The organism is Amycolatopsis sp. AA4, assembly GCF_002796545.1.
Taxonomy (GTDB): domain Bacteria; phylum Actinomycetota; class Actinomycetes; order Mycobacteriales; family Pseudonocardiaceae; genus Amycolatopsis.
In genome coordinates this window covers 2316950-2339889 of sequence record NZ_CP024894.1, presented here as the reverse complement: position 1 = coordinate 2339889, position 22940 = coordinate 2316950, and the positions used below count along the sequence as shown (strand labels likewise).

Sequence of the window (22940 nt, the reverse complement as noted above, 5' to 3'; positions counted from 1 at the left end):
CTCGTTGGCTTACTCGTCGGTTGCCCGAAAGATAACGCCGCGAGACGTTCAGGGGTTTGTTCGAGCGGCTAGAATCGCCCATATGGTTTTGTCCGATCGGCCTACGCGATGACGACCGCCGAACCGTTCGCCGGCGCCTCGCTGCGGCACGTGCTCGCGACGCTCGGCGAACCGCTCGTACGGGTGCTCGTCGCACCGCGCGGCCTGGGCGTTCCGGTGCAGGACGTGGTGATCCTCGACCCCGAGGACCCGCCCGATACGCACCCCGGCGACCTGGTCCTGGTGATCGGCGCGCGGGGCCGGTCGGCGGCCGCGGCGATCCGGGCGGCCGGGCGCGCAGGAGCGGCCGCGGTGGCGGTGAAGGGCGAAGGCGGCACGGACGTCGCGGCGGACGCTGGCGTCGCGCTGCTCACCGTCGGCGCGGAGGCACGGTGGGAGCAGGTCGAGGCGCTGGCGCGCGGCGTGGTCGACGCGGCCCGGGCAGGCGGCGAAGCGGAAACCGGCGAGGTGCTTGGCGACCTGTTCGCCCTGGCCCAGACGGTCGCGACGCTCACCGGCGGCTTGGTCAGCATCGAGGACACCGCGAGCCGCGTGCTGGCGTACTCACGAGCCGGAGACGAGGTCGACGAACTGCGACGGCTGTCGATCCTGGGCCGCGAAGGGCCGGAACGATACCTCGCGATCCTCCGCGAATGGGGCGTCTACCAACGATTGCGGGCCGGTGAAGGAATCGTGCGTGTGGACGAACGCCCAGAGTTGGGAATTCGCCGCCGCATCGCTGCCGGAATCCACGCTGGCTCGCAGCCGCTCGGCACGATCTGGGTGCAGGAAGGCGCGCAGCCGCTGACCGAACAAGCCGAGGTGGCGCTGCTCGGCGCGAGCAGGACGCTTGCCCCGCAACTGATCCGCGCCCGAACCCTGCCCGATCCGCAACTCCGGCTGCGCGAGGACTTGCTGGCCGGTTTGCTGGAAGGACGCGTGGACGCCGAGTCCGTCGCGGACGACATCGGCGCCGATCCAGCACGTCCAGCACAGGTTTTGGCGTTCACGCTCTCTCGGCAGCAGTCGACCGCCGCGTCGGACCGGTTGCTGCGCCGGGCCGAATTGGTGCACCTGATCGCCGTGCACACCGCGGCCTATCGGCGAACCGCGCTCGTGAGCGTGCTCGGCGGACGGGTCTACGCGTTGCTGCCGGATCTGCCGGAACATTCGGATGCCGCGGTGCTGGCACTGGCGAAGGAAATCGTTGGTGCGGCACGGAAACACCTCGACGCACCGGTCCGCGCCGCGCTCGGCGGGATTGTGCCGAGCCTGTCCGACGCAGCGTTGTCGCGCGGCGATGCCGACCGGGTGCTGATGGCGATGACGCGCGGGCATTGGCCGTCCGACGTCGCGTCGCTGGCCGACGTGCGAGCCGATGTGCTGTTGTCGGAAGTGTTGGCCTACCTGGGAGATCAGCCCCGATTGCGCGATCCGCGGCTCGCCGACCTGCGCGCCCACGACGCCGATCACGGCAACATCCTGATCCCCGCGGTGCTGGCGTATCTGAACGCTTTCGGCGACGTCCGCACGGCCGCCCGCTCGCTGAACATCCACCCGAACACCGTGCGCTACCGCGTGCGGCGGGCATCGGAAGTGTCCGGCATCGACCTGACCGACCCGGCTCAGCGCTTGCTCACTGAATTGTTGCTGCGGCTGTAAACCGGATGCCGCGCGGGTTCGTGATCGCTAAGGTGCCGTCGTGGACCTCTTCTTCCGCTCCTGGAACGGAATTCAGAACGCCGTCAAATCGCTGGAAGGCGGGCAGTGGCTGGCCCCGTCGGGCTGTACCGGCTGGCTGGTGCAGGATCTGGTGTTCCACCTGGTCATCGACGCGCAGGACGTCCTGATCACGCTCGCGACTCCCGCCGAAGGGGAGCCGACGCACACCGCCGCCCAATACTGGGAACTCGGCACGGAGCTGCCGACCGGCATGAACGACGAGGGCCTGTTCACCCGCCGCGCGGCGCTCAGCTACGGCTCCACGGCCTGGCTTGCGCACCACTTCGACGACCTGGCCCAGGCCGCCGGACGCGCCGCGGCGCTCGCGGACCCGGCGGCGAAGGTCGAAACGCGCGACTACGTAATGACGGTCGCGGACTATTTCGAGACCTACGTCGTGGAAGCCACGTTGCATCACCTTGACCTGGTCAGGCATCTGTCCGAAGTGGACGGTCCAGACGCGGAATGCCTGGCCGCGACCCGGCGGACGGTGGAGACCGTGCTGGGTTCGCCGCTGCCGTCGTCGCTCGACGACCAGAGCGCGCTCCTGGTAGCGACCGGCCGCCGAGCCGCGACCGACGAGGAGAAGACGGCGCTGGGTCCGCTGGCGGAAAAGCTGCCGCTCCTCCTAGGTTAGACCGCCAGCTGTTCCGCCGCAGTCAATTCGGCAAGCGCGGCAAACGATTCGACGCGCGCGGCCGGGTCGAAAGTGCTGGTGCTGATGAGCAGCTCGTCCGCCCCAGTCGAAGCGACGAGGTCCGCGAGGCGTGCGCCGACCTCGTCCGGAGTGCCGCTGATTTGCCCAGCCAGAGTGTCGTCCAACCGGCGACGCTCCCGGTCGGTCATCGGCAGCGCCAAAATCTCGTCCGCAGGCGAAAGCGGCGGGAACACGCCATGACTGCGCGAGTACACAGTGGACCAAGCCTCGGGCACCAGCAGCCGCCGAGCTTCCTCCGCGGTGTCCGCCACCGCGACCGCTGTCGACACGACGACATAGGGATCGTCCACATCGGACCGGAACGTGTCGCGGTAGCGGGAAATCGCTTCCACCATCGCCCGCCGGCCGTGCGCCGGAGCGATCACGAGCGGCAACCCCAGCCCAGCAGCGAGATCCGCGCCCGCGCCGGTCGCGAGCAGAAACACCGGCACCGACAACCCTTCGGCCGGGATCGCGTGGACGCCGTCGTGCTCGCCCCGGAAGAACGCGAGAAGCTCGCGAACCTGGCTGTCGAAGGCGTCGGCCGCGTCCTTGCCCTGTCCGAGCGCCCGCCGCACCGGCTCGATGAAGCCGACCGACCGCCCGATCCCGAGATCGATCCGCCCCGGGAACAAGGACTCCAGAATCCCGAACTGCTCAGCGACCACGAGCGGCCGGTGATTGGGCAACATCACGCCGCCGGACCCGACCCGGATACGCGAGGTCGCGGACGCGACGGCCGACGCGAGCACCGCAGGCGACGACCCCGCGACGCCAGGCACGCCGTGATGTTCGGAAACCCAGAACCGGTGGTAGCCGAGCGCTTCGATGTCACGCGCGAACGCGACAGTGTCCCGGATCGCCTGCGCGGTCCCCCGCCCTCGCCGCACGGGCGACCGGTCCAGCACGGAAATCGGTACGTCCACGCTCAGGCCAACGCCGCCCGCGAAGCCCGAATTCCCGCCCCGACGTCCGTGAGGGCCACCTTCACGGACTCTGAGTCCCTCAGGGTTCCCCTCACGGACAGAGCCTCCCGCAAGAGCCCCGGCTCGCCAGCGCGATGCACCCAATGCGGCATTCGGCGCATCTGACGCACCCAATGTGGCATTGGGGCGCAAGCCCCACCACCACCCACCCGCAGCCAATGCACCAAACCATCGAGGCACCCACACTCCCCCGCCCCCGATACACAGCCGAAAACACGGCGCTGGGGTGCTTGTCAAGGCATCTTTCCCGCCTTGACAAGCACCCCAGCGCCGTAGTCACAATCAAAAATCGGGGTGCCCAGCCTCACCACCCGGGCGCGATGTCGCCGCCAGGCGACGAGCCGACCCCCTACGGCCTCCACCGCTCGCTGTAATCCGGATGATCCGCGTACGGCAACGCCAGCAACCGCAACGTCAAACACCAATTCGACCCAGCCTCGTCGGCGGGCACATGGCACGTCTCACACCAATACTCGCTGCCGTACAACGGAAACCCGGGCACCTTCTCCGACACCGTAGTCCGATGCGCGAGCATGATCCGCCGCGTCGCCTCGATCTCGTTGATCATCTGGTTGACCACGTCGAGTTCGAGGTCGCCGAGGGAACGGACCCGCTCCTCCAGCCCGACCTTGGCCTCGCCGCGGGTCAGCGGCTCGCCGGCCTTGCCCTTCTGCACCGCCTGCATGATCAGCGCCTGCCGCTGTCCGACGCGCGCGGCGAGGAACGCGATCAGGTCGTCCACGACGTCTCCCTCCTCCGGTCCCGGCTCCCCTCCGGTCCGGCAATAGTCGCACCTCGACCTCGGCGCGTTACCAACCAGCGGCACGCTCCAGGGTAGTCGACCGCGAAAAACTCAGCGCGACCTGCGGAAACTTGCCGGAAATTCGCCGCGATGTTGATCACCCAGAGTGATCACGCCCGGCAATCGGACGATCACGCCTGGTCGGACGGGCCTTGCTGGGTTGCACCCGCTTCGGTTCGCCGGGCATTTTCGGGTAATCGGGCGGGTAGGGCAGTTCCGCACCGCCGAGGTCCCGGTCGTCGCGCTCGTACCACTCCAGCAGGGTCTCCAGGCCGAACGCCTTCTCGTCCATCGGCGCGTGCAGGTCGCCGTGTTCGGCGAGGAAGCCGGGGACGGTCAGGACATCGAAGTCGTCCGGGTCGACGTCGGCGAGCAAGTCCCAGGTCAGCGGGGTCGACACGGTCGCGCGCGGGGTGCCGCGGACCGACCACGAGGAGGCGACCGTCCGGTCCCGGGCCGCCTGGTTGTAGTCGAGGAAGACGCGGCCGCCGCGTTCCTCCTTCCACCAGGAGACCGTCGCCTTGTCCGGGATCCGCCGTTCGACCTCGCGGCCGAGCGCGATCACCGCGTGCCGCACCGCGATGAAGTCCCATTCCGGGCGGATCCGCACGAGGACGTGCACGCCGCGGCCGCCGGAGGTCTTCGGATAGCCGGTGAGCCCGGCGTCGGCGAGCACCTCGCGGACGACGCCGGCGACCTCGACCGCGTCGGCGAACCCGGCGCGTTCCGGCGGGTCGACGTCGATCCGCAGTTCGTCCGGGTGGTCCACGTCGGGGCGGCGGACCGGCCACGGGTGGAAGTCGAAGGTGCCGAGGTTGGCGGCCCAGGCGAACACCGCGGGCTCGGTCGGGCAGACCTCGTCGGCCGTCCGGCCGGACGGGAAGGCGATCCGCGCGGTCTCAAGCCAGTCCGGCGCGCCCTTGGGCACGCGCTTGGCGTAGAACCAGTCGCCGGTGACGCCGTCGACGTAGCGTTTCAAGGTGGTCGGCCGTTCGCCGATCGCCCGCAGCAACGGATCGGCCACGGCGAGGTAGTACTCGACCACCTGCCGCTTCGTGATGCCGCGTTCGGGGAAATAGACCTTGTCGGGGCTCGACACCCGGACAGTGCGCTCCCCCACCTGGTACTCGACCGGATCGCCGTGTTTGGCCATGCGGCCACCGTAGCCGCGAGTGCCGTACCGTGGCGGGGTGTCCGGGAGAACCAAGCTGATCGTCGCCCTGGCCGTGTTGGCCCTTCTCGGCGCCGCCGCGCTGTGGCTGCCGATCCCCGGACCGGCGCAGCTGCGCACCTGGGCCGCGGCGACCGGATCGATGACTCCGCTGGTGCTCCTCGTGGCTTACTCGCTGTTCACCGTCGCGCCCATCCCGCGCACGGTGTTCAACCTGGCCGCCGGGTTGCTCGTCGGCAGCGTCGCGGGGGTGTTCATCGCCTTGGCGGCCACCACGATCGCCGCCGCGCTGGCGTACGGGCTGGCCCGGCTGCTCGGCCGCGACCTGATCCTGCGCCATCTCCACCGGGCGCCGGTGCGGGCCGTCAACGACCGGCTCTCCGACGGCGGCGTGCTCGCGATCACGTCGCTGCGGTTGATCCCGGTCGTCCCGTTTTCGGCGATGAACTACCTGTGCGGCGTTTCGTCCGTGAAACTCCTTCCGTACCTTGCCGGGACCGCGCTCGGGAGCGTCCCCGGGACCGTCGCGGTGGTCGTTTTCGCGGACGCGCTGACCGGCGACACGCCGCCCGCATTGCTGGCTTGCTACGCCGTCTTCGCGGCGCTCGGCGCGGCAGGATTGGTGCGGGTGCTGCGGAAGCGCGTCCCCGCCGCTGAACCGGAGGCGCCCGTGCCGTCGGCACCGGCTGGCTGACGGCGGGCAGGTACTTCCGACCGCTACACTCGTTCGGGTGCGCGAGGGGTATCCGCGCTGCGCACGACCACGATCACGGGACTTTCGTCAGGAGCGGGCGTCATCGACACCGGGCAGCTGATCGCGGGGCACTACCGCCTCGTCGAGCACATTGGTAGCGGTGCCATGGGCGTGGTGTGGCGTGCCGTGGACGTGCGCCTGGAACGGTCCGTGGCGATCAAGCAGATCCTGCCGCAGCCGGGCGTCTCCGAGGCCGAACGCGACAACATGCGCCAGCGCGCCATGCGCGAGGCGAAGAACGCCGCCCGCTTCCAGCACCCCAACGCGATCGTCGTGTTCGACGTCGCCGAGCACGGCGGCGACCCGTGCCTCGTGATGGAGTACCTCAACGGCCCGAGCCTGTCCGCGGTGCTGGCCGAACAGGGCACGCTGCCGGTCGGCCAGGTCGCGCGGATCGGCGAGCAGGTCGCCGCGGCTCTCGTGGCCGCGCACCGCGCCGGGATCGTGCACCGCGACGTCAAGCCCGGCAACATCCTCATCGACGAAACCGGCACCGCGAAGATCACCGACTTCGGCATCTCCCGCGCGGCCGGCGACATGACGCTCACCCAGACCGGCCTCATCGGCGGCACCCCGGCGTACCTCGCCCCCGAACTGGCCCGCGGCGCCGACCCGGTGCCCAGCTCGGACGTCTTTGCCCTCGGCGCGACGCTGTACCAGGCGATCGAGGGTCAGACCCCGTACGGCAACACCACGAACCAGCTCGCGCTGCTCTACGCGGCGGCGAACGGCCAGGTCAACCCGCCGACGCAGGCCGGTCCGGCGACCGCGTTGCTGATGAGCCTGCTGCGCAGCGAAGCTTCCGAGCGGCCGAGCATGGCCGAGGCCCGGGAACGGCTGGCGGCGCTCGCGACCGGGGAACCGGCCGCGCCGCAGCAGTTGCTGTCGGGCCGCGGTCCGGGAAGCAACGGATCCCGTCCGCCGTGGGCGCGTACGGCTGCTCCGGCGGCGGCTGCCGCTGCCGCGCCGAAGGCCCCGTCGAACCCGCCGCGGACGCCGACTGCGTCGTTCATGCCGATGGGCGCGCCTTCGCGTCCTGCTCCCCCGGCGAACACTCCGCCGCGTCCGCAACCCGCGGTGCGACCGACGCCTACCGCTGCTGCGCCGAACTACTCCGGTGCTGGGTCGGGAGATCGGGTTTCGCCTGCTGCGGCACGGAAGAAGAAGATCGCGTTCCTCGCCGGCGGGGCCGCGGCAGTGGTCGCGGTGGCGTTGGTGGTGTTCTTGGTTTTGAGCAGCAGCCAGGGCAAGAGCGGCGGTTCGTCGAACGCGCAGCCGCCGGCGTCGAGTTCCTCCGCGCCCGCTACTCCGTCGAACACGCCGAGTTCGTCGGCACCTCCGGTCAAGTCCAGCGGAACGGTGCAGTGGCGGCCCGCAGGCGACCAAGTCGTCGCGTTCTACGGTGACGCTGGGTCGCCCAGTACCTGGGCGATGTTGACCCCTGCGGCGCAGGCAGCGTTCGGCGACCAGACCGCGTTCGCCGCGTACTGGAAGGAGAACAAGCCAGCTTCCTTCCGGAACGCGAACGTTTACAAGCGCCAGAACAACCCGGACGGTTCCGCCGACGTCCAAATCACCCTCTTTTCCAATAGCGGCGCGCAGACCCTGAAGGTCGTGCAGGTCGTCGCCGGGCCAGACGGAACGTTGATGATCAACAGCGATCCCCGTGTCGAGACTGGCGCGCCCGCGCAGTGACACTCGCCGCAGAGGTGGGTCCGGCGGGGCGAATAGCCTACCGTTGAGGCATGGCCGAGAACGGAGCTCTGCCGCCGGGCTGGAATCCTCGGTTCCACGAGGATCTGGTCGGGCTGGATCCGTACGACCCGGAGGCCCGTGCGTTCGCCGCCCATCTCGACCGGATGGAGCGCACCGGGCCGACTTTCACCGTCGAGGCGTGCCTGGACCAGGTCGCCGACTTCGCCGAGTCCAGCAACCGCACCGGCGGGCTCCGCTACTGGGTGTCCGCGCTGGTCGTGGTGCTGATCGTGCTCGGGCTGCTGGTCACCGCCTGGGACATCGCGCTGCACACGGTCGCTTTTCTCTCCAGGTAACGTGGGAAGGGTGAAAGGTATGAAACCCGTCGTCGGCACCACTCCGCGCGTGGTGAAGTCCGACCAGGAATGGCGGGAGCAGCTTGCCCCCGAGGAGTACGCGGTGCTCCGGCAAGCCGGCACCGAACGGCCGTTCACCGGCGAGTACACCGACACCAAGACCACCGGCGTGTACGAGTGCCGGGCTTGCGGCGCGGAGCTGTTCCGCAGCGACACGAAGTTCGAAAGCCACTGCGGCTGGCCGTCGTTCTACGACCCGGCGGACTCCGACGCGGTGCTGCTGCGCGAGGACCGCACCATGGGCATGCGGCGCATCGAGGTGCTGTGCGCCTCGTGCCACAGCCACCTCGGGCACGTGTTCGAGGGCGAGGGCTACGCGACCCCGACCGACCAGCGGTACTGCATCAACTCGATTTCCCTGAAGCTCGTCCCGGAATCCGGCGACTGACGCCCGGTTCCCCGAAACCGCCCTTCCCGCGCCGGGGAGGGCGGTTTTCCGTCCGGCGGCAACCCCGGCCGGGCGGGTAGCGTGGACTGTTCATCCGGAGGGGACCGCGATGGACTGGACGATCGAACGCGCGATGCCGGCCGCGTTGATCCTGGTGCTGGCGCTGGTCTGCTGGTGGCCCGGACGGCGGACCGCCGCCCGGCTGCACCGCGGCAGGCATCCCGAAACCCGGCTCACGTCCGCGGCGCAGGTCGCGCTGCTGACCAACGGACCGATCCGCGTCGCCGAAACGACAGTCGCGTCGATGCTGGAGCGGGAACAGCTCCGCGCGGACTCAACGGGAAGGCTGTACCGCACGCCGACCGAACCGTCGGACGCGCTGAGCCGGGAAGCCGCCGAGCTGACCGGTACGGGAGTCGGGATCGCGACGGTGTTGCGCGGTCTCGTCGGCGGCGAGACGGTCCGCGAGATGATCGATGACCTCACCAAACGCGGCCTGCTCGTTGACCGCCAGGCGCTGCAGGCGGCCTGGAAGTGGACCGCGATCGGGGAAGCAGTGCTGACGGCGGCGGGCGTGGCGGCGGGCGTCGGCGGGCTGAACGGCTATGTGCTGATTTCGGTTCTGCTGCCCGCGTGGTTCGGGTTCACCGCGCTGTCCCGTCGTCGGGCTGCCCGGCGGATCCGGCCGACCGACGCCGGACGCGCGGCGGCCGAAGCGGCGTGGCCGGACCAGAGCCTGATCAGCGGCCTGACCGGGAACGTCGCGGTCGGCGGGCTGTCGAACCATCCGGATCGCGAACTGCGGGTCGCGCTGCTTCGCGGGCTCCCAGCGACCCGGCAGGCGCGAGCGGCCATCGCGGGCTCCGCGGGCGGAGCTGCGGGGTATTGGGCCGCCGGGGCGGGGTGCGGATCCGGCTGCGGCGGTGGAGCGGGCTGCGGATCCGGGTGCGGCGGCGGATGCGGCGGGGGTGGCTGCGGCGGCGGGAACAGCTGAACCGGGAACGAACCGGGCATCGAGTGCGTCAGTTCTGCCGACAGCCTCCGGCGAGCAGCCGGTTAAAGTTCGGGCAACGCTGGAAAGAGGGGGAAGCCGTGGACGAACCGTGGGGCATTTCGGGCCCGCAATTCCTGCTGATCTTCGGCCTCGCGCTGGCCGTCGTGCTGCTGGTGCAGCTGAGCTGGCCGCCGATCGCGCGGTCCCGGCGGCGGAACGCGCCCGCCACCGTCGAACCGCCGCTGCAGCCGGACGTCTACCAGCTCGCCTATTTGGCCGGCGGCTCGGACCGCACGGTCGACACCGCGATCGCGACGTTGCTGGAACAGGAACTGCTGCGGGTGAGCAGCAAGGGCAAGCTGAGCGCGATCGGCAAGCGGCCGTCTGGCAAGAGGCTGGAACGCGCGGTGCACGACGCTGCTCAGGGCGGTTCGGCGACCGTGGCCATGGTGCGCAAATCGCCGGTGGTCCGGCCGGAAGTGGAAAAGATCCGCCAGGACCTCGAACGGCGCGGGCTGCTCACCGCCGGCGACGGCCTGGACGGCTTCCGCGTCGGCATCGTGGTCGCGTACGCGGCGCTGCTGCTGATCGGCATCGTCCGCGCGGTCAACGGAGCGCAGCTGGGGCGGCCGATCGGCGGGCTCATCGGACTGCTTTTCGTGGCCGGGACCCTGACGTTGATCGCTTATTCGGTGCGCAAGGGCTCGAAGACGTCCCGGGCGACCGACGCGGGCCACGCGATCGTGGTGCGCGCCCGCGAAGAAGCGAAAGCCGCCGAGGAACGGCCTCAGGAGTTCGCTGAGACGAGCGGAAACGGCAAGGGCGCGTTGCTTGTCGGTGCGGCGGCGGTGGTCGCGCTCGGCGGAATCGCGCTGTACCCGGACGAGGAGATGAGTACCGCCCTGATCAGCGGAAGCGGCAGCACGTGGGCCGGGGGCGGCGGTTCGAGCGGCGGGTCGTCGTGCAGCAGTGGTTCCTCGTGCAGCAGCGGGTCTTCGTGCGGCGGCGGGGGCGGCTGCGGCGGATGACCCGCGCTTGAGGAGGGAGACGCCGTGCACGAGCCGTGGGGAATCTCAGGCCCGCAGTTCCTGGCGATCTACGGGTCCGCGCTGGCCTTGACACTGGCGGTGCAGCTCGTCTGGCCGCGGATCGGGCCGAGGGCGGCCGCGGACGTGCGCCGGCCGCTCGACGTCTACCAGCTCGCCTTCCTCGCGGGCGGCCCCCACCGGACGGTCGACACGGCAATTGCCGCACTGCTGGAGCGCGGACTGCTGCGAGTCGACACCCGGGGCCAGCTCACCGCTGTTTCCGGAGCGCCCACAGGGCCAGTTGAGCAGGCGGTTTACGCGGCTGTGCGGAAGCGACGCCACGCGGCGGCGACGCTGCGCACGGCGGAAGCGGTCGCCGCGCCGGTGCGGAGCATCGGGGACGAACTGCGCCAGCGCGGTCTGGTCACGGTCGCGTCCGCCCGCTTCGCGGCGGGGGTGAGCGCGGTCTACGCGATCCTGTTCGTGGTCGGTCTGGTGCGCTCGATGAACGGCTCCGCGCTCCACCGGCCGACCGCGGGCCTGAACGTGCTGCTGACAGTCACCGCGATTCTCGCGGTGCTGGCGATGCTCAGCCGGAAGCGGCCAAAAGTCCACCCGACCAAGGCTGGGCGCGCGATGGTCGCCGCGGTGCGGACAGACCCGGCGGCGCAGCGGATACAGTCCGGCGCGCTGTTGGTCGGTGCGGCTTCGCTGGTCGCGCTGGGCGGCTTCGCCCAGTACCCGGACCATGCGACAAGCTTGGCGTTGCAGAGCGGCGCGGGAACGTCGTCCGGCGGCGGATCGTCGTGCGGCGGTGGCGGCGGATGTGGAGGCGGAGGTGGCTGCGGTGGCTGACCGGCTGGGAATCGGCATCGGCTGGCGACCGGAACTGGACCTGTCGATCGCGCGGCTGCCGGGCGTCGACTGGGTCGAGGTGGTCGCGGAGAACCTGCACGCCCCGCATCTCCCGGAAAGCCTGCTGGCGCTGAAAGATCGCGGGATGCCGGTGCTGCCGCACGCGGTGTCGCTGTCGCTGGGCGGAGCCGAGCCGCTGGACACCGCGCGCGTGGAGCACCTGGCCGAACTGGCGAGGACCCTCGACGCGCCGCTGGCCAGCGACCACGTGTGTTTCGTGCGCGCGGGCGGGCTCGATTCCGGGCATCTGATGCCGTTGCCGCGCACGCGCGAGGCGCTGGACGTGCTCGTGGACAACGTCCGGCTCGCACAGTCCATTGTGGACGTGCCGTTGGCGCTGGAGAACATCGCCGCGCTGCTGGAATGGCCGGAAAACGAGCTGACTGAAGAACAATTCCTCACCGAGCTGACCGAACGGACCGGCTGCCTGCTGATCATCGACGTCGCGAACCTGTACGCGAACGCGCGCAACGTGGGCACCGATCCGGTCGCGTTCCTGGACGGGATTCCGTGGGAACGGCTCGCGTATGTGCACATGGCGGGCGGTGTCGAGCGAGACGGCGTTTACCACGACACACACGCGCATCCGGTGCTGCCGGAGGTGCTGGATCTGCTGGCCGAACTGCGCCGCCGCACTGATCCGCCGGGCGTTCTGCTGGAACGCGACGACGACTACCCCACCGATTCCGAACTCGCTGCCGAACTGGTCGCGCTGCGGACCGCGGTAACGCCGTGAGCAGGGAAGAACTGGCGGCTCGGCAGGCCGCGTTGCTGGACAGCCTGTTGACCGGAACCGAGCCGCCGTCCGGCTTCGACGCCTCGCGATTGCGCATCGAGGCAGACGTCCTGCTCGCCAAGCGACGACGGCTTGTGGCGTACCTGCGACCGGACCTTCCGGAGACGCTGGGCTCGCGGTATCGGCCGTTGTTCGACACGTTCGCGGCGGAGCGGCCGAAGACGACTTCGATTCGGGCGCGCGAGTACGCCGACGCGTTCGCGCAGTGGCTCATCGCCCGCGGTGACCTGCCCAAACCTCGGCGCAGATGGTTCCGGCGCTGAGGCCTTCCCGTTTTTGTCGGTGGTGCTGACTACGCTGGCGACATGTCTGGTTACGGCGGGGTTATCCGATCTCTGCCGGGCCAGGGAGGGAGGGAATCTGTCGTGAACGGATTCTGGGCCGCGGTGAGCCCGATGGTGCTGGTCTACGTGGCCCTGGCCGCGGGCCTGGTGAGCATTTTGGCCGCTGGCAAGGACAAGCTGGCGAAGCAGGCGTCCGTGCCGGAGTCGGCCGCCATGCCGCGCGACGCGTACGACGTCGCGTACTTGGCGGACGGGCGGCCACGAGTGGTCGAGACCGCGATCGCGGCGCTGCTCGCGCGCGGACAGCTGCAGGTCGGGTCGATGGGCGAGGTCCTCGCCACCGAGCCGCCGCCTGCGTCACCGCCCCCGTCGCCGCCGCTGGAGCAAGCCGTGCACCAGGCGGCCGGTCGCGGACGGCTCGCCTCGTGGATCGCGCGTTCCTCGGCGCTCAAGCCCGCGATCCGGGCGCTCGAAACCGATCTGGTCCAGCGGCAACTGGTCAGCAGGCGCAGGCCGTTGACAGGCCTCGGGTACACGCTGACCGCGGTCGCCGTGGTCTTGCTGGCGGCCGGGGTGGCCCGGGTGGTCTACGACGTCGGCCGGTCTCACCTGAACGTCCTGGTGGTGCTCGTCTTCGCCGAGGTCGGGCTGACACTCTGGCTCTGCCTCGTCGGCAGTCAGCGGATCACCAAGAGGTTCGGCGAGCGGAAGGTCAGTTCGTTGCCGCCGACGACTGCCGGGACGACGGTGCTCGCGCGGGCACAACAGCAGGCTGCCGCGGGCAGTGGCGCAGGACCGGTTGAGCTGGTCGCGGTGGGCGGGTTGGCGGCTTATCCGGACAAGCGGGTTGCGGGAGGTCTTATGCCGATTTAGCCGTGGGGCGGAGCGGCGTTGACCGGCGTTTGGGGCTGGTGGCGTTGGTTTGTGAGACCAAGTGCTCATCGGACGTGCCGACGATCCGGCGCGGCGTCCACCGACGGACGCGCATGGGACTCATCGGCGTGGCCGTGCCTACTCGGCACTCGCGCCGTTGGCGGGGTCCACGAGATTCCTGCTTGGAGAACCGGCGCAGCACTTGGCGGACTGGCGGCACCCGACGAAACCGGTGCCGGGCTCATGAACTGGGGCGCTCACGAAGCTGCCCGTGGTCATGGCAGTGCTCACGCGAGACCGGCGCGCGGCGCGTCTCGGACTGACGGCACCCACGAGACCGGCTCTGGACTCACGGACCACGGCGCTCACAAAGCGCACTGTGCCCACGGGACTGGCAACGCCCGCACGCGACTGACGCGCGGCACGCCTGGGCTGGCGGCATCCACGAGACCCGCTTGGGCCTAGCCGAGCGCGACGCTGACAGTCGCCACGGACGGCGGCGTCCACGCGAGACTGACGCGCGGAACGTCGCGAACTGACGGCACCCACGAGACCGGCTTGGCCCTCACCGAGCACGACCCTGAACTGTCACGACGGAACTGGAGGTGCGCACGCGAAACTGACGCGCGGGACGTCCCCGGCTGGCGGCATCCGCGAAACCGGCGCACAGCGGTAGCCACGCAACCGGGGCGGCCGCCCACGAAGTGCCGGGAGACGCCTACGAAACCGGCTGCGGCACGACCGGCGACCACACCGGGGTGTCCGCGCCCGGGCGGTGCGACGGGTGGTCCCAGTGCGGCGGCGAGCCGGGCAGCTCTCCGGCCATCCGCACGCGGGTCATCCGGCCGAAGTCGCTGTCGACGGTCTCCATGACGTCCGCGTAGTCCACTTCGGACGGTTCCGGGTCCTTGCGGCCCAAGGAATCCAGCCACCGTCCGGTGCCGGCCAGGGAGAGGCGGGCGTGCCAGGTGCCGCCGTCGGTGACTGTGCGGCGGAGTGCTGTCATGATGGCGGCGGCGGTCAGCCAGCCGGTCGCGTGGTCGAGTGCTTGCGCGGGCAGCGGCGCGGGAGCGTCGGTGGCGTACTCCTCGGCGATGCCGGACGACATCTGCACGAGGCTGTCGAAGCCGCGGCGGCGGGCCCACGGGCCGGTCCAGCCGTAGGCCGACACGTCGGCCACCACGAGGCCGGGGCGCAATTCGGCCAGTTGTTCCGGGCCGAAGCCGATTCGGGCCAGGGCACCGGGGCGGAAGGTCTGGAGCAGGACGTCCGCGCGGGCGATGAGCTTCTTCAGCTTCGCGCGGCCGCCTTCGGTGTCGAGCGCGATGAACGCGGAGCGCTTGCCCTGGCCGGTGTCCATGGTCAGCACCGGAATGCGCGGCAGGTGTGCGGCACCGACGTGCAGCACGTTCGCACCGTGCGCGGCCAGCACGCGGCCCGCGACGGGTCCGGCCAGCACGTGCGTCAGTTCAAGCACGCGGACGCCGCCCATCGGGCGGTCCGAGTCGAACAGGGTGCGTTTCGGCGCGTCCCCGATGCGGTTCAGTTCGACCAGCGGGAGTTCCGCGACGGCTCGGCCTTGCGGATGCGCCAGCCAGTCCTCGCGAGAGCGCATCAGCGCTGCCGCACCGCCTGCCGTCACCACGGCGGACTCGACCTCTGCTGTGGATTTTCCGGCCACGGCTTTGGTCACCGCTTCGCGGGTCGCCGGAACGCCGAGCGCCCAGCAGACCGCTGCTTCGTGCCGGGAAGTGTTGCAGTGCAGCTTGATCCAGCCGTCGGCGGCGCGGTAGTCGCCCGCGATGCGGCCCCACGGGCTTGGCCCGGGTTCGCCGTCGATGCGGAGCAGCTGCTCGCTGCGGAACGCGGCGGCGGCGTGCCGGGTGTCGACCGACACCGTGCCTGGGTCGATGCCGCGCAGGCGCAACAGCTCACCGGCGGACAGGGTGGCCGCGGCGATGCTGGCGCTTGCCATGGCCGGGACCCGGAAGTGCCCGGGCAGCACGGATTCGTCGCCGGTCAAGGACACGGCGGGCAGCGGTTCCCCGGCGAGCGACTGCCAGGCCCCGGCGAGTACGTCCTGCACCGGCGGTTACGGCAGAGCCGCGACGAGCTCGGCGGGCGGCACCTTCGTGCCGGTGTAGAACGGGATTTCGACGCGCACGTGACGGCGGGCCTCGGTGTTGCGGAGGTGGCGCATCAGGTCGACGATCCGGTGCAGCTCGTCCGCCTCGAAGGCGAGGATCCACTCGTAGTCGCCGAGCGCGAACGAAGCGACGGTGTTGGCGCGCACGTCCGGGTAGTCCCGCGCCTCCTTGCCGTGGTCGGCCAGCATCTTGCGGCGTTCCTCGTCCGGCAGCAGGTACCAGTCGTAGGACCGGACGAACGGGTACACGCAGACGTACTTGCGCGCCTCCTCGCCGGCCAGGAACGCGGGCACGTGGCTCTTGTTGAACTCGGCGGGCCGGTGCAGCGCGGTCTGGCTCCAGACCGGCGTGGACGCGCGGCCGAGCGGCGTGCGGCGGAACCCGGTGTAGGCGGCCTGGACCTGCTCGATCTCCTCGGCATGCCACCAGATCATGTAGTCCGCGTCAGCCCGGAGGCCGGACACGTCGTACACGCCCCGGACGACGACGCCCTTCGCCTCGAGCCCGTCGAGGTATTCGGCCGTCTCGCGGCCCGCGGCGCCGCGGTCCTCCCCCAACTTCCCCGGTTCGATCCGGAAGACCGACCACGTGGTGTAGCGGATCGTGTCGTTGAGTTCGTTGTAATTCAACCGCGCCATGACTCCATCCTGGCACTGTCCGCCCGGCGATCGCCATGGGGCTCCGTCACACGAAGAGCTGCTCCGCGATCCGCCGGGCAGCGGCGTCGGCCGTGGCCACGCACGCGGGGAGGCCGACGCCGTGCAGCGTGGCGCCCGCCACGGCCAGGCCCGGGATCCCCGCCACTGCCGTCTCGATCCGCGTCACCCGCTCCAGGTGCCCGGTGCCGTATTGCGGCAGGCCGCCGCCCCACCGCGTCACCAGGGTGTCGATCGGCTTCGCGGTGACCCCGGCGAGCCGGGCCAAATCCGCGCGGACCGCTGCGACCAGCGCATCGTCGTCGCCGTTCAACGCGCCGGGCTCCCCGAACCGGCCGACCGAACCGCGCACCAGCACCGGTCCGGCATTTCCGAGGTGTGCCCACTTGTTCGACGAAAACGTGAAGGCTTTGGACGCGTACGGAACGCCTTCCGCGTCCCGCTCCCCCGCGCCGATAAGGATTCCGGACGCATCCGGCAGTTCAGTGCCCGGCGGGAAGGCGAACGCGACGACCGCCATGGAAGCCAACTCGACCTCGCCGAACGCCGTCGAAGCCACCGGAGCCACACCGTCGAGCAGTTTCCGGGCGGCCGGTGCGGGCACCGCGAGCAGCACCGCGTCCGCGTCCACCGGGCTGTCTGCAGGCGCGTGCGCTGGCGCGGCGGCACCGAATTCGAGGCGCCAACCGGACGGCGTCCGCGTCAGCGAACGGACCGTCGACGAAGTGCGCAACTCGGCTCCGGACAGCTCCAGCAACCTGTCGAGCAGGCCTCGCAAGCCGCCGGTCAGACTGCCGAAAACCGGTGCGGTGCCGGGGGTTTTCGGCAGCAGCGAGGACGCGGCCTCGGTGAGCGAACCCGCCCCGCTTTCGATCGCATTGGCCAAGCCGGGCATCGTCGCGCGGAGGCCAAGGCCGTCGGCACCGCCCGCATAGACGCCGCCCAGCAGCGGGTCGACCAGCCGGTCCACCAGCTCGTCGCCAAAGCGAGTGCGCAGCAACGGTCCGAGCGGCACGTCGCCCTCGCCCAGGTCGACCGGGCCGAGCGAGCGCTCCTTCTCGACCGCGCTCCGTCCGTCGGCGGACAGCACGCCCGCGACGGACTCCGCGGACGCCGGGACCCCCATCACGGTGCCGGGCGGCAGGCTCTGCACCGAACCGCCAGCGTGGATTTTGGCGCGCGCCTTCGTCGGATGCACCAGGCGATCGGCGAGGCCGACCTCCTTGACCAGCGAGACCATCTCGGGCCGCCGGGCGAGGAACGCTTCGGCCCCGACGTCGTAGCTGACGCCGCCGACCTCGGCCGTGCGCAGCTTCCCGCCGATCGCGGGCGTGCTCTCGAAAACAGTGATGGCCACCCGGTCGCCGAGCAGCTGACGCAGCCGGTACGCGGCGGCCAGGCCGGAGATCCCGCCGCCGACGACCGCGACGTGCTTCACAGCGAGTGCACCAGGTCGACGACCCGCTTCAGCACCTCCGGGTCGACTCCGGGCAGCACGCCGTGGCCGAGGTTGAACACGTGCCCGCGGGCGGCGCGGCCCTCTTCGACGATCCGGCGAACCTCGGCCTCCAGGACCGGCCACGACGCGTACAGCAGCGCTGGGTCGAGGTTGCCCTGCACCGACACGTTGCCGCCGAGCCGCTGGACCGCGACGTCGAGCGGGATCCGCCAGTCGACGCCGACCACGTCCGCGCCCGCCTCGCGCATCGCGCCGAGCAGCTCGCCGGTGCCGACGCCGAAGTGGATCCGCGGCACGCCGTACTCCCCGGCCACGGCCAGCACGCGGCTCGAATGCGGCAGCACGAACTCGCGGTAGTCGCGCTCGGACAGCGCGCCGGCCCACGAGTCGAACAGCTGCACCGCGTCGACGCCCGCCTCGAGCTGGGCGCGCAGGAACGTGGCGGCGAGGTCGGCGAGGCGCGCGGCGAGGTCGTGCCAGACCTCGGGCTGCGAGTGCATCAGGGCCTTGGTGTGCTCGTGGTTGCGGCTCGGGCCGCCCTCGATCAGGTAGCTGGCCAGCGTGAACGGCGCGCCGGCGAACCCGATCAGCGGCGTCTCGCCGAGCCGCTCCACCAGCAGCCGGACGCCGTCCGCGACCTTGCCGACCTGCTCGGGTTCGAGCTTCGGCAGCGCGCGCACCGCGTCCGCGTCGCGCACCGGGGAGGCCACGACCGGGCCGGTGCCGGGGACGATGTCGATGTCGACGCCCGCCGCCTTGAGCGGGACCACGATGTCGCTGAACAGGATCGCCGCGTCGACCCCGAGCCGACGGACCGGCTGCATCGTGATCTCGGCGAGCATCTCCGGGTCGAAGCACGCGTCGAGCATCGGCACGCCCTCGCGCAGCGCGCGGTACTCCGGCAGCGAACGGCCGGCCTGGCGCATGAACCACACCGGGACGTGCGCGGGCCGCTCCCCGCGCGCGGCGGCGAGGAAAGCCGAACCGGGCAGGACGCGACGGGTCGAAACGGACGGGGCGCCGACGGGCGCGGACGAAACCTGAGGCACGAACCCCATGGTCCCACGCGGGCCCGACAGTCCCGGCCCGCCCCGGGCCCAACGAGCCAGAACCCGCTCTCACGGCGGCACAGCGAGGTGTCCGGGCAGATGGGGGGCGGCAACGAGCAGAGGCGCAAGGCGAGCAGACAGGGAAGGCAGAGGCACCCAAGCAGGACGAGGTGCGCAGTGAGGCGGCGGAGAGACGGGACGGCCAACGAGGCAGCGCCGAGACCGCCGGGCAACACGGGGCCAGAGACGCTGCAGCACAGAAAGAGGGACGGGCGAGAGGGGGGACAGCAAGCCTCGACTGGCGGAGGCTCGGTCCGGGCGAGGCGGACAGCGCGGAACGAGCGAGACGAGAGCCATGCGCTGGGCGCAGCAGACAGCGTGCAGCGAGCGAGACGAAACCAAGCGCTGGGCGGAGCGGAGCGCGTCGCACACGGCGCGGCAGATAGGGCGAAGCGAGACACCAGCGCGGGACGAAGTCAAGCACGCGGCAGACGGCGCGGCGGACAGCGAGAGCGACGGAGACCGGTTCCAAGCCGCCGCAGGCACCGTGGCTGACGGTGCGGTGCGAGCGAGACCCGAGCCAAGCGGCGCGGCGATGCGGAGCGCGCGGCGGACCGCGCGCTCGGCGACGCGGAGCGAGCCAAGACCCAAGCACCGGGCGGAACGAAGCACCCAGCGAACGGCACCCAGACCCCTTCCCCGGGTCGCGGGACGGTCTCGCTCGGCGCGCCTGCGACCGCAACTGGGCGTTGCCGCCCTACAGTCGGTGCGTGACCGCGATGACGCCAGTGCCCGATCTTTTCCGCGAAGCCGTCGCGGCGCTGCAAGCCGTCCGGCCGCGCCCGGAGATCCGCCTGGAGACGATGCGCGCGCCGCAGCGGCTCGCGCCGTGGTCGTATGCCTTGAGCTGCGACGTCTCCGGCCCCGCCGACGTGATGGCGTCCGGCAGGCTGGTCCTGCTGCACGACCCGGACGGCCAGGAGGGCTGGGACGGCGTGCTGCGGCTGGTCATGTACGTGCGCGCCGAACTCGACCGCGAGCTGGCCACTGACCCGTTCCTGCCCGCGGTCGGCTGGTCGTGGCTCACCGACGCGCTGGAGGCCTCCGGAGCGGCGTGGAAGGCGCTCGGCGGCACCGTCACCGAGACGTCCTCCGCCCGGTTCGGCGACATCTCCGGCCCGGCCCGCACCGACGACCTCGAACTGCGCGCTTCCTGGACCCCGACCGACTCCGCGCTCGGGCCGCACGGGCTCGCGTTCTGCCAGGTGATGGCGAGCGTCGTGGGGCTGCCTCCGGTGGGCGTCACGCTGTTCGAGCAGCGGCAGAGCTCCTGATTTCCTAAGTTCACCCGGTCGGGCACGGTCTGCGCGGCACTTGCACGCGCACGGACGCGCCTTCCCGGGCGCTTTCGGGCCCTCCCAGCGCTCCGCGAAGATCTTCGGCGGGGCTTCCGCGCGCCCGCGGCCGACGGTCCACCGTGGACCGGAGCGGGCGCTGCTCCGGATGCCGCACGTTCGTGGCCGGGCTCGATCACAGCCAGTGAACCCCCGGTAACCAGCTTCGACGCCGTTCCAGGCCCCTTTTCGACGCCTCCGGCGGGGTGCGGGCGGCCGGGCGGCGCGCGCGGCAAAACATGAAAGAAAATGATCTTGCCCCGGCCGGGGCGCATTTCCGGACCCGGCTCGCCCGGGAGCCAGGGCCGCCTCGCGAGCACCCGCAGGTGCACGGGCCATCTGCACGCCCGTTTCATTGCCGGTAACTCAGGTGCATCGCGGCCCGGTCGCCAGTCGTTAACAAGACTCCGCGCGTTAGTCCGATCGTGTTACAACGATCTCGCTGAGTGACGAACTGTTTCGGATAGATACCCATTCGATCCCCCCGCAACGGCGTCCGGACGGCTACAGTGCCTGGGACGACACCACTTTCGGTCTAAAGCTGGCGCGGCTGAACGGCCGAAGGTCCCGGTGCCGGTCGGGGGGCACGACCGACTCCAGGGAGGTAGTGACGTGGCTACCGTCGGCTTATCTCAGGCCGTCCGATCCACGCCAGCCGGCGCCTTGCCGGCGAGCATGGTTCCGCACCCGCGGGAAGAGCTTTTTTCCGTGTTGGTGGTCGATGACCACCCGCTGTTGAGGGAGGCAATCGCAGCACGACTCGCACAGATGGGTGCGGGCACTGTCCACGAAGCCGCCACGGTGGCCGAGGCGAGGGCGCGAGCACAGGCCACCGGCCCGTGCGACCTGGCGATCCTCGATCTCGGACTGCCGGACGGCAGCGGCATCGAACTGGTTACGGAACTCCGTAGCCACGGCTGGCCGCGCGTGGTGGTCCTGGCATCCTCCGACGACCCGTACGCGGTGCGCTCCGCGTTCCAGGCCGGAGCTCAGGCGTACCTGCTGAAGTCGGCGTCGCCGGTGGTGGTCACCGACGGCGTGCGCCGGGTTCTCGAAGGCGGCGTCTACGCCGACCCGAGCGTGGCCCCGGTCCTGGCGACCGGCACGCGGGTGGCGGGCACCGACAACACCCCGCGCGAGCTGTCGGCTCGCGAGGTGGAGGTGCTCCAGCTCGTCGCGGACGGGCAGTCGAACAAGGAGATCGGCGAGGAGCTTTCCCTCTCCGCTCTCACCGTCAAGTCCCACCTGTCCCGCATCGGGCGCAAGCTCGGCACGGGCGACCGGGCGCAGATGGTCGCGCTGGCGATGCGAGCCGGCGTGATCCGCTGACGACGAACCACGTCCCTGCGGGGCGGGCGGACCAGGCGCGGTCCGCCCGTCCCGTAGGGTCGTCGGACATGGGAACTGCACAGGCGGACGGAGCGCGGACCGGAGACGAGACCACCGAAGACTCCGGAACGCCGGTGCTGCTCCGCGAACCGGCGGAAGGCACCCCTCCGGTGGTGGCCGACCCCGACGCGCTCGCCGAGGCGTGCGCGCGGCTCGCCGCGGGCACGGGCGCCGTCGCCGTCGACACCGAACGGGCGTCGGGTTATCGCTACTGGCCCAAGGCCTATCTCGTCCAGCTGCGCCGCGAAGGCTCCGGCACGGTGCTGATCGACCCTATCGCGCTCGCCGACGACCTCGCCCCGCTGCGGGACGTCCTCAACGACACCGAATGGGTGCTGCACGCCGCGTCCCAGGATCTGCCGTGCCTGGCGGAACTGAACCTGCGCCCGCGCTCGCTGTTCGACACCGAACTGGCCGGACGGCTGGCCGGATACGAACGCGTCGCGCTGGGCACGCTCGTCGAGCTGCTGCTCGGGTACACGCTCGAGAAGGGGCACAGCGCCGCTGACTGGTCGAAGCGCCCGCTGCCGGTCGACTGGCTCAACTACGCCGCGCTCGACGTCGAGCTGCTCAACGAGCTGCGCGAGAAACTCGAGGCCGAGCTGACGGCGCAGGGCAAGCTGGAGTGGGCGCGGCAGGAGTTCGAGGCGGTCCGCACCGCTCCCCCGCCCGCGCCGCGCGCCGAACCGTGGCGCCGAACGTCCGGGGTGCACAAGATCCGCAGCCCGCGCGGCCTCGCCGCGGTCCGGGAGATGTGGCAGGCCCGCGACGAGCTGGCCCGCAAACGCGACCGCGCGCCGAGCCGGATCCTGCCCGACAGCGCGATCGTCAACGCGGTCACCTCCGACCCGAAGACGGTCGAGGAACTGCAGGCGCTTCCGGTGTTCAGCGGACGCGTGCAGCGCAAGTACACGGCCAGCTGGCTGCGGCACCTGCAGGCGGCCAAAGCGCTGCCGGCGAGCGAGCTGCCGAGCCCGAGCCAGCCGTCCGACGGTCCGCCGCCGGTCAACCGGTGGGCCGACAAGGACCCGGACGCCGCTGCCCGGCTCGCCGCCGCGCGGGCCGCCTTGGCCGCGATCGCGGAGGACCGCAAGCTTCCGGTGGAGAACCTGCTGCTGCCGGACCTGGTCCGGCGCACCTGCTGGCGTCCCCCGGCCGACCTCTCGGAGGACTCGGTCGCGGAAGCGCTGAAGGCGGGTGGAGCGCGGCCGTGGCAGATCGAGCTGACCGCGGCGGTGCTGAGCAAGGCGTTGCAGAGCACGGCTTCCTGACCTCGCAACGGTGGT

The 22940-nt window shown here is 70.9% G+C and carries 22 protein-coding genes; 15 read left to right on the top strand and 7 right to left on the bottom strand.

Features of this window, described 5'->3' with window-relative positions:
* Positions 1–108: 108 nt before the first annotated feature.
* Together CU254_RS11160 and CU254_RS11155 are read left to right on the top strand one after the other, a co-directional pair.
* On the top strand, positions 109–1701 hold the full coding sequence (locus CU254_RS11160; protein ID WP_009075670.1) for a CdaR family transcriptional regulator: 1593 nt from the start codon (positions 109–111) through the stop codon (positions 1699–1701).
* Between the two features lie 40 nt (positions 1702–1741).
* Positions 1742–2398: a maleylpyruvate isomerase N-terminal domain-containing protein gene (locus tag CU254_RS11155; protein ID WP_009075668.1), complete on the top strand. Its 657-nt coding sequence runs from the start codon at positions 1742–1744 to the stop codon at positions 2396–2398.
* On the opposite strand, the gene CU254_RS11150 is transcribed toward CU254_RS11155, so the two are convergent.
* The 3 genes from CU254_RS11150 to CU254_RS11140 form a co-directional block, all read right to left on the bottom strand.
* Positions 2395–3390, bottom strand: coding sequence for an MsnO8 family LLM class oxidoreductase (locus CU254_RS11150; RefSeq protein ID WP_009075666.1), 996 nt, complete (start codon positions 3388–3390; stop codon positions 2395–2397). The genes CU254_RS11155 and CU254_RS11150 overlap by 4 nt on opposite strands.
* Positions 3391–3793: 403 nt before the next feature.
* Positions 3794–4186, bottom strand: a complete 393-nt coding sequence (locus tag CU254_RS11145; RefSeq protein ID WP_037713305.1) for a DUF6221 family protein — start codon at positions 4184–4186, stop codon at positions 3794–3796.
* Positions 4187–4343: 157 nt separating this feature from the next.
* A complete protein-coding gene (locus tag CU254_RS11140) occupies positions 4344–5399 on the bottom strand; it encodes a DNA polymerase domain-containing protein (protein ID WP_009075663.1) in 1056 nt (351 codons plus the stop codon).
* Between the two features lie 37 nt (positions 5400–5436).
* Between CU254_RS11140 and CU254_RS11135 the strand changes: the two genes are divergently transcribed.
* From CU254_RS11135 to CU254_RS11090, 10 genes are all read left to right on the top strand, one after another.
* Positions 5437–6111 carry a TVP38/TMEM64 family protein gene (locus CU254_RS11135; protein ID WP_037713303.1) on the top strand — a complete coding sequence of 225 codons (675 nt, stop codon included), beginning with the start codon at positions 5437–5439 and terminating at the stop codon, positions 6109–6111.
* A 165-nt stretch (positions 6112–6276) separates the two neighbouring features.
* Positions 6277–7866, top strand: coding sequence for a serine/threonine-protein kinase (locus tag CU254_RS11130; RefSeq protein ID WP_037713300.1), 1590 nt, complete (start codon positions 6277–6279; stop codon positions 7864–7866).
* A gap of 50 nt (positions 7867–7916) precedes the next feature.
* The gene (locus CU254_RS11125; RefSeq protein WP_009075657.1) at positions 7917–8222 is read left to right on the top strand and encodes a hypothetical protein; all 306 of its coding nucleotides are present in this window, start codon (positions 7917–7919) and stop codon (positions 8220–8222) included.
* A 19-nt stretch (positions 8223–8241) separates the two neighbouring features.
* Positions 8242–8670, top strand: a complete 429-nt coding sequence (gene msrB, locus CU254_RS11120; RefSeq protein ID WP_009075655.1) for a peptide-methionine (R)-S-oxide reductase MsrB — start codon at positions 8242–8244, stop codon at positions 8668–8670.
* 109 nt (positions 8671–8779) lie between these two features.
* Complete coding sequence (locus CU254_RS11115; RefSeq protein ID WP_037713295.1) at positions 8780–9664, top strand: TIGR04222 domain-containing membrane protein; 885 nt, start codon at positions 8780–8782, stop codon at positions 9662–9664.
* A gap of 98 nt (positions 9665–9762) precedes the next feature.
* Positions 9763–10692 (top strand): TIGR04222 domain-containing membrane protein, encoded by a 930-nt coding sequence (locus CU254_RS11110; RefSeq protein ID WP_037716904.1) that lies wholly within the window; start codon positions 9763–9765, stop codon positions 10690–10692.
* 24 nt (positions 10693–10716) lie between these two features.
* A complete protein-coding gene (locus CU254_RS11105; RefSeq protein WP_009075651.1) occupies positions 10717–11547 on the top strand; it encodes a TIGR04222 domain-containing membrane protein in 831 nt (276 codons plus the stop codon).
* Positions 11540–12343: a DUF692 domain-containing protein gene (locus tag CU254_RS11100; RefSeq protein WP_037716901.1), complete on the top strand. Its 804-nt coding sequence runs from the start codon at positions 11540–11542 to the stop codon at positions 12341–12343. The genes CU254_RS11105 and CU254_RS11100 overlap by 8 nt, the downstream gene beginning before the upstream one ends.
* Positions 12340–12666, top strand: coding sequence for a hypothetical protein (locus CU254_RS11095; RefSeq protein ID WP_037713293.1), 327 nt, complete (start codon positions 12340–12342; stop codon positions 12664–12666). Before CU254_RS11100 ends, CU254_RS11095 begins: the two co-directional genes overlap by 4 nt.
* 102 nt (positions 12667–12768) lie before the next feature.
* Positions 12769–13560, top strand: coding sequence for a TIGR04222 domain-containing membrane protein (locus CU254_RS11090; RefSeq protein ID WP_037713291.1), 792 nt, complete (start codon positions 12769–12771; stop codon positions 13558–13560).
* A 718-nt stretch (positions 13561–14278) separates the two neighbouring features.
* Here CU254_RS11090 and CU254_RS11085 read toward each other — a convergent pair.
* The 4 genes from CU254_RS11085 to hemE are packed head-to-tail and all read right to left on the bottom strand — an operon-like array spanning position 14279 to position 18880.
* Positions 14279–15646 (bottom strand): CoA transferase, encoded by a 1368-nt coding sequence (locus CU254_RS11085; RefSeq protein WP_009075645.1) that lies wholly within the window; start codon positions 15644–15646, stop codon positions 14279–14281.
* A 6-nt stretch (positions 15647–15652) separates the two neighbouring features.
* A complete protein-coding gene (hemQ, locus tag CU254_RS11080) occupies positions 15653–16345 on the bottom strand; it encodes a hydrogen peroxide-dependent heme synthase (protein ID WP_009075643.1) in 693 nt (230 codons plus the stop codon).
* A gap of 46 nt (positions 16346–16391) precedes the next feature.
* Positions 16392–17801, bottom strand: coding sequence for a protoporphyrinogen oxidase (gene hemG / locus CU254_RS11075; protein WP_037713288.1), 1410 nt, complete (start codon positions 17799–17801; stop codon positions 16392–16394).
* On the bottom strand, positions 17798–18880 hold the full coding sequence (hemE, locus tag CU254_RS11070) for a uroporphyrinogen decarboxylase (protein WP_050788146.1): 1083 nt from the start codon (positions 18878–18880) through the stop codon (positions 17798–17800). Before hemE ends, hemG begins: the two co-directional genes overlap by 4 nt.
* Before the next feature lie 761 nt (positions 18881–19641).
* Between hemE and CU254_RS11065 the strand changes: the two genes are divergently transcribed.
* From CU254_RS11065 to CU254_RS11055, 3 genes are all read left to right on the top strand, one after another.
* Positions 19642–20205, top strand: a complete 564-nt coding sequence (locus CU254_RS11065) for a DUF3000 domain-containing protein (protein ID WP_009075637.1) — start codon at positions 19642–19644, stop codon at positions 20203–20205.
* A gap of 672 nt (positions 20206–20877) precedes the next feature.
* Positions 20878–21594 carry a response regulator transcription factor gene (locus CU254_RS11060; protein WP_033291604.1) on the top strand — a complete coding sequence of 239 codons (717 nt, stop codon included), beginning with the start codon at positions 20878–20880 and terminating at the stop codon, positions 21592–21594.
* 68 nt (positions 21595–21662) lie between these two features.
* Positions 21663–22925 (top strand): ribonuclease D, encoded by a 1263-nt coding sequence (locus CU254_RS11055; RefSeq protein WP_009075633.1) that lies wholly within the window; start codon positions 21663–21665, stop codon positions 22923–22925.
* Positions 22926–22940: the final 15 nt, after the last annotated feature.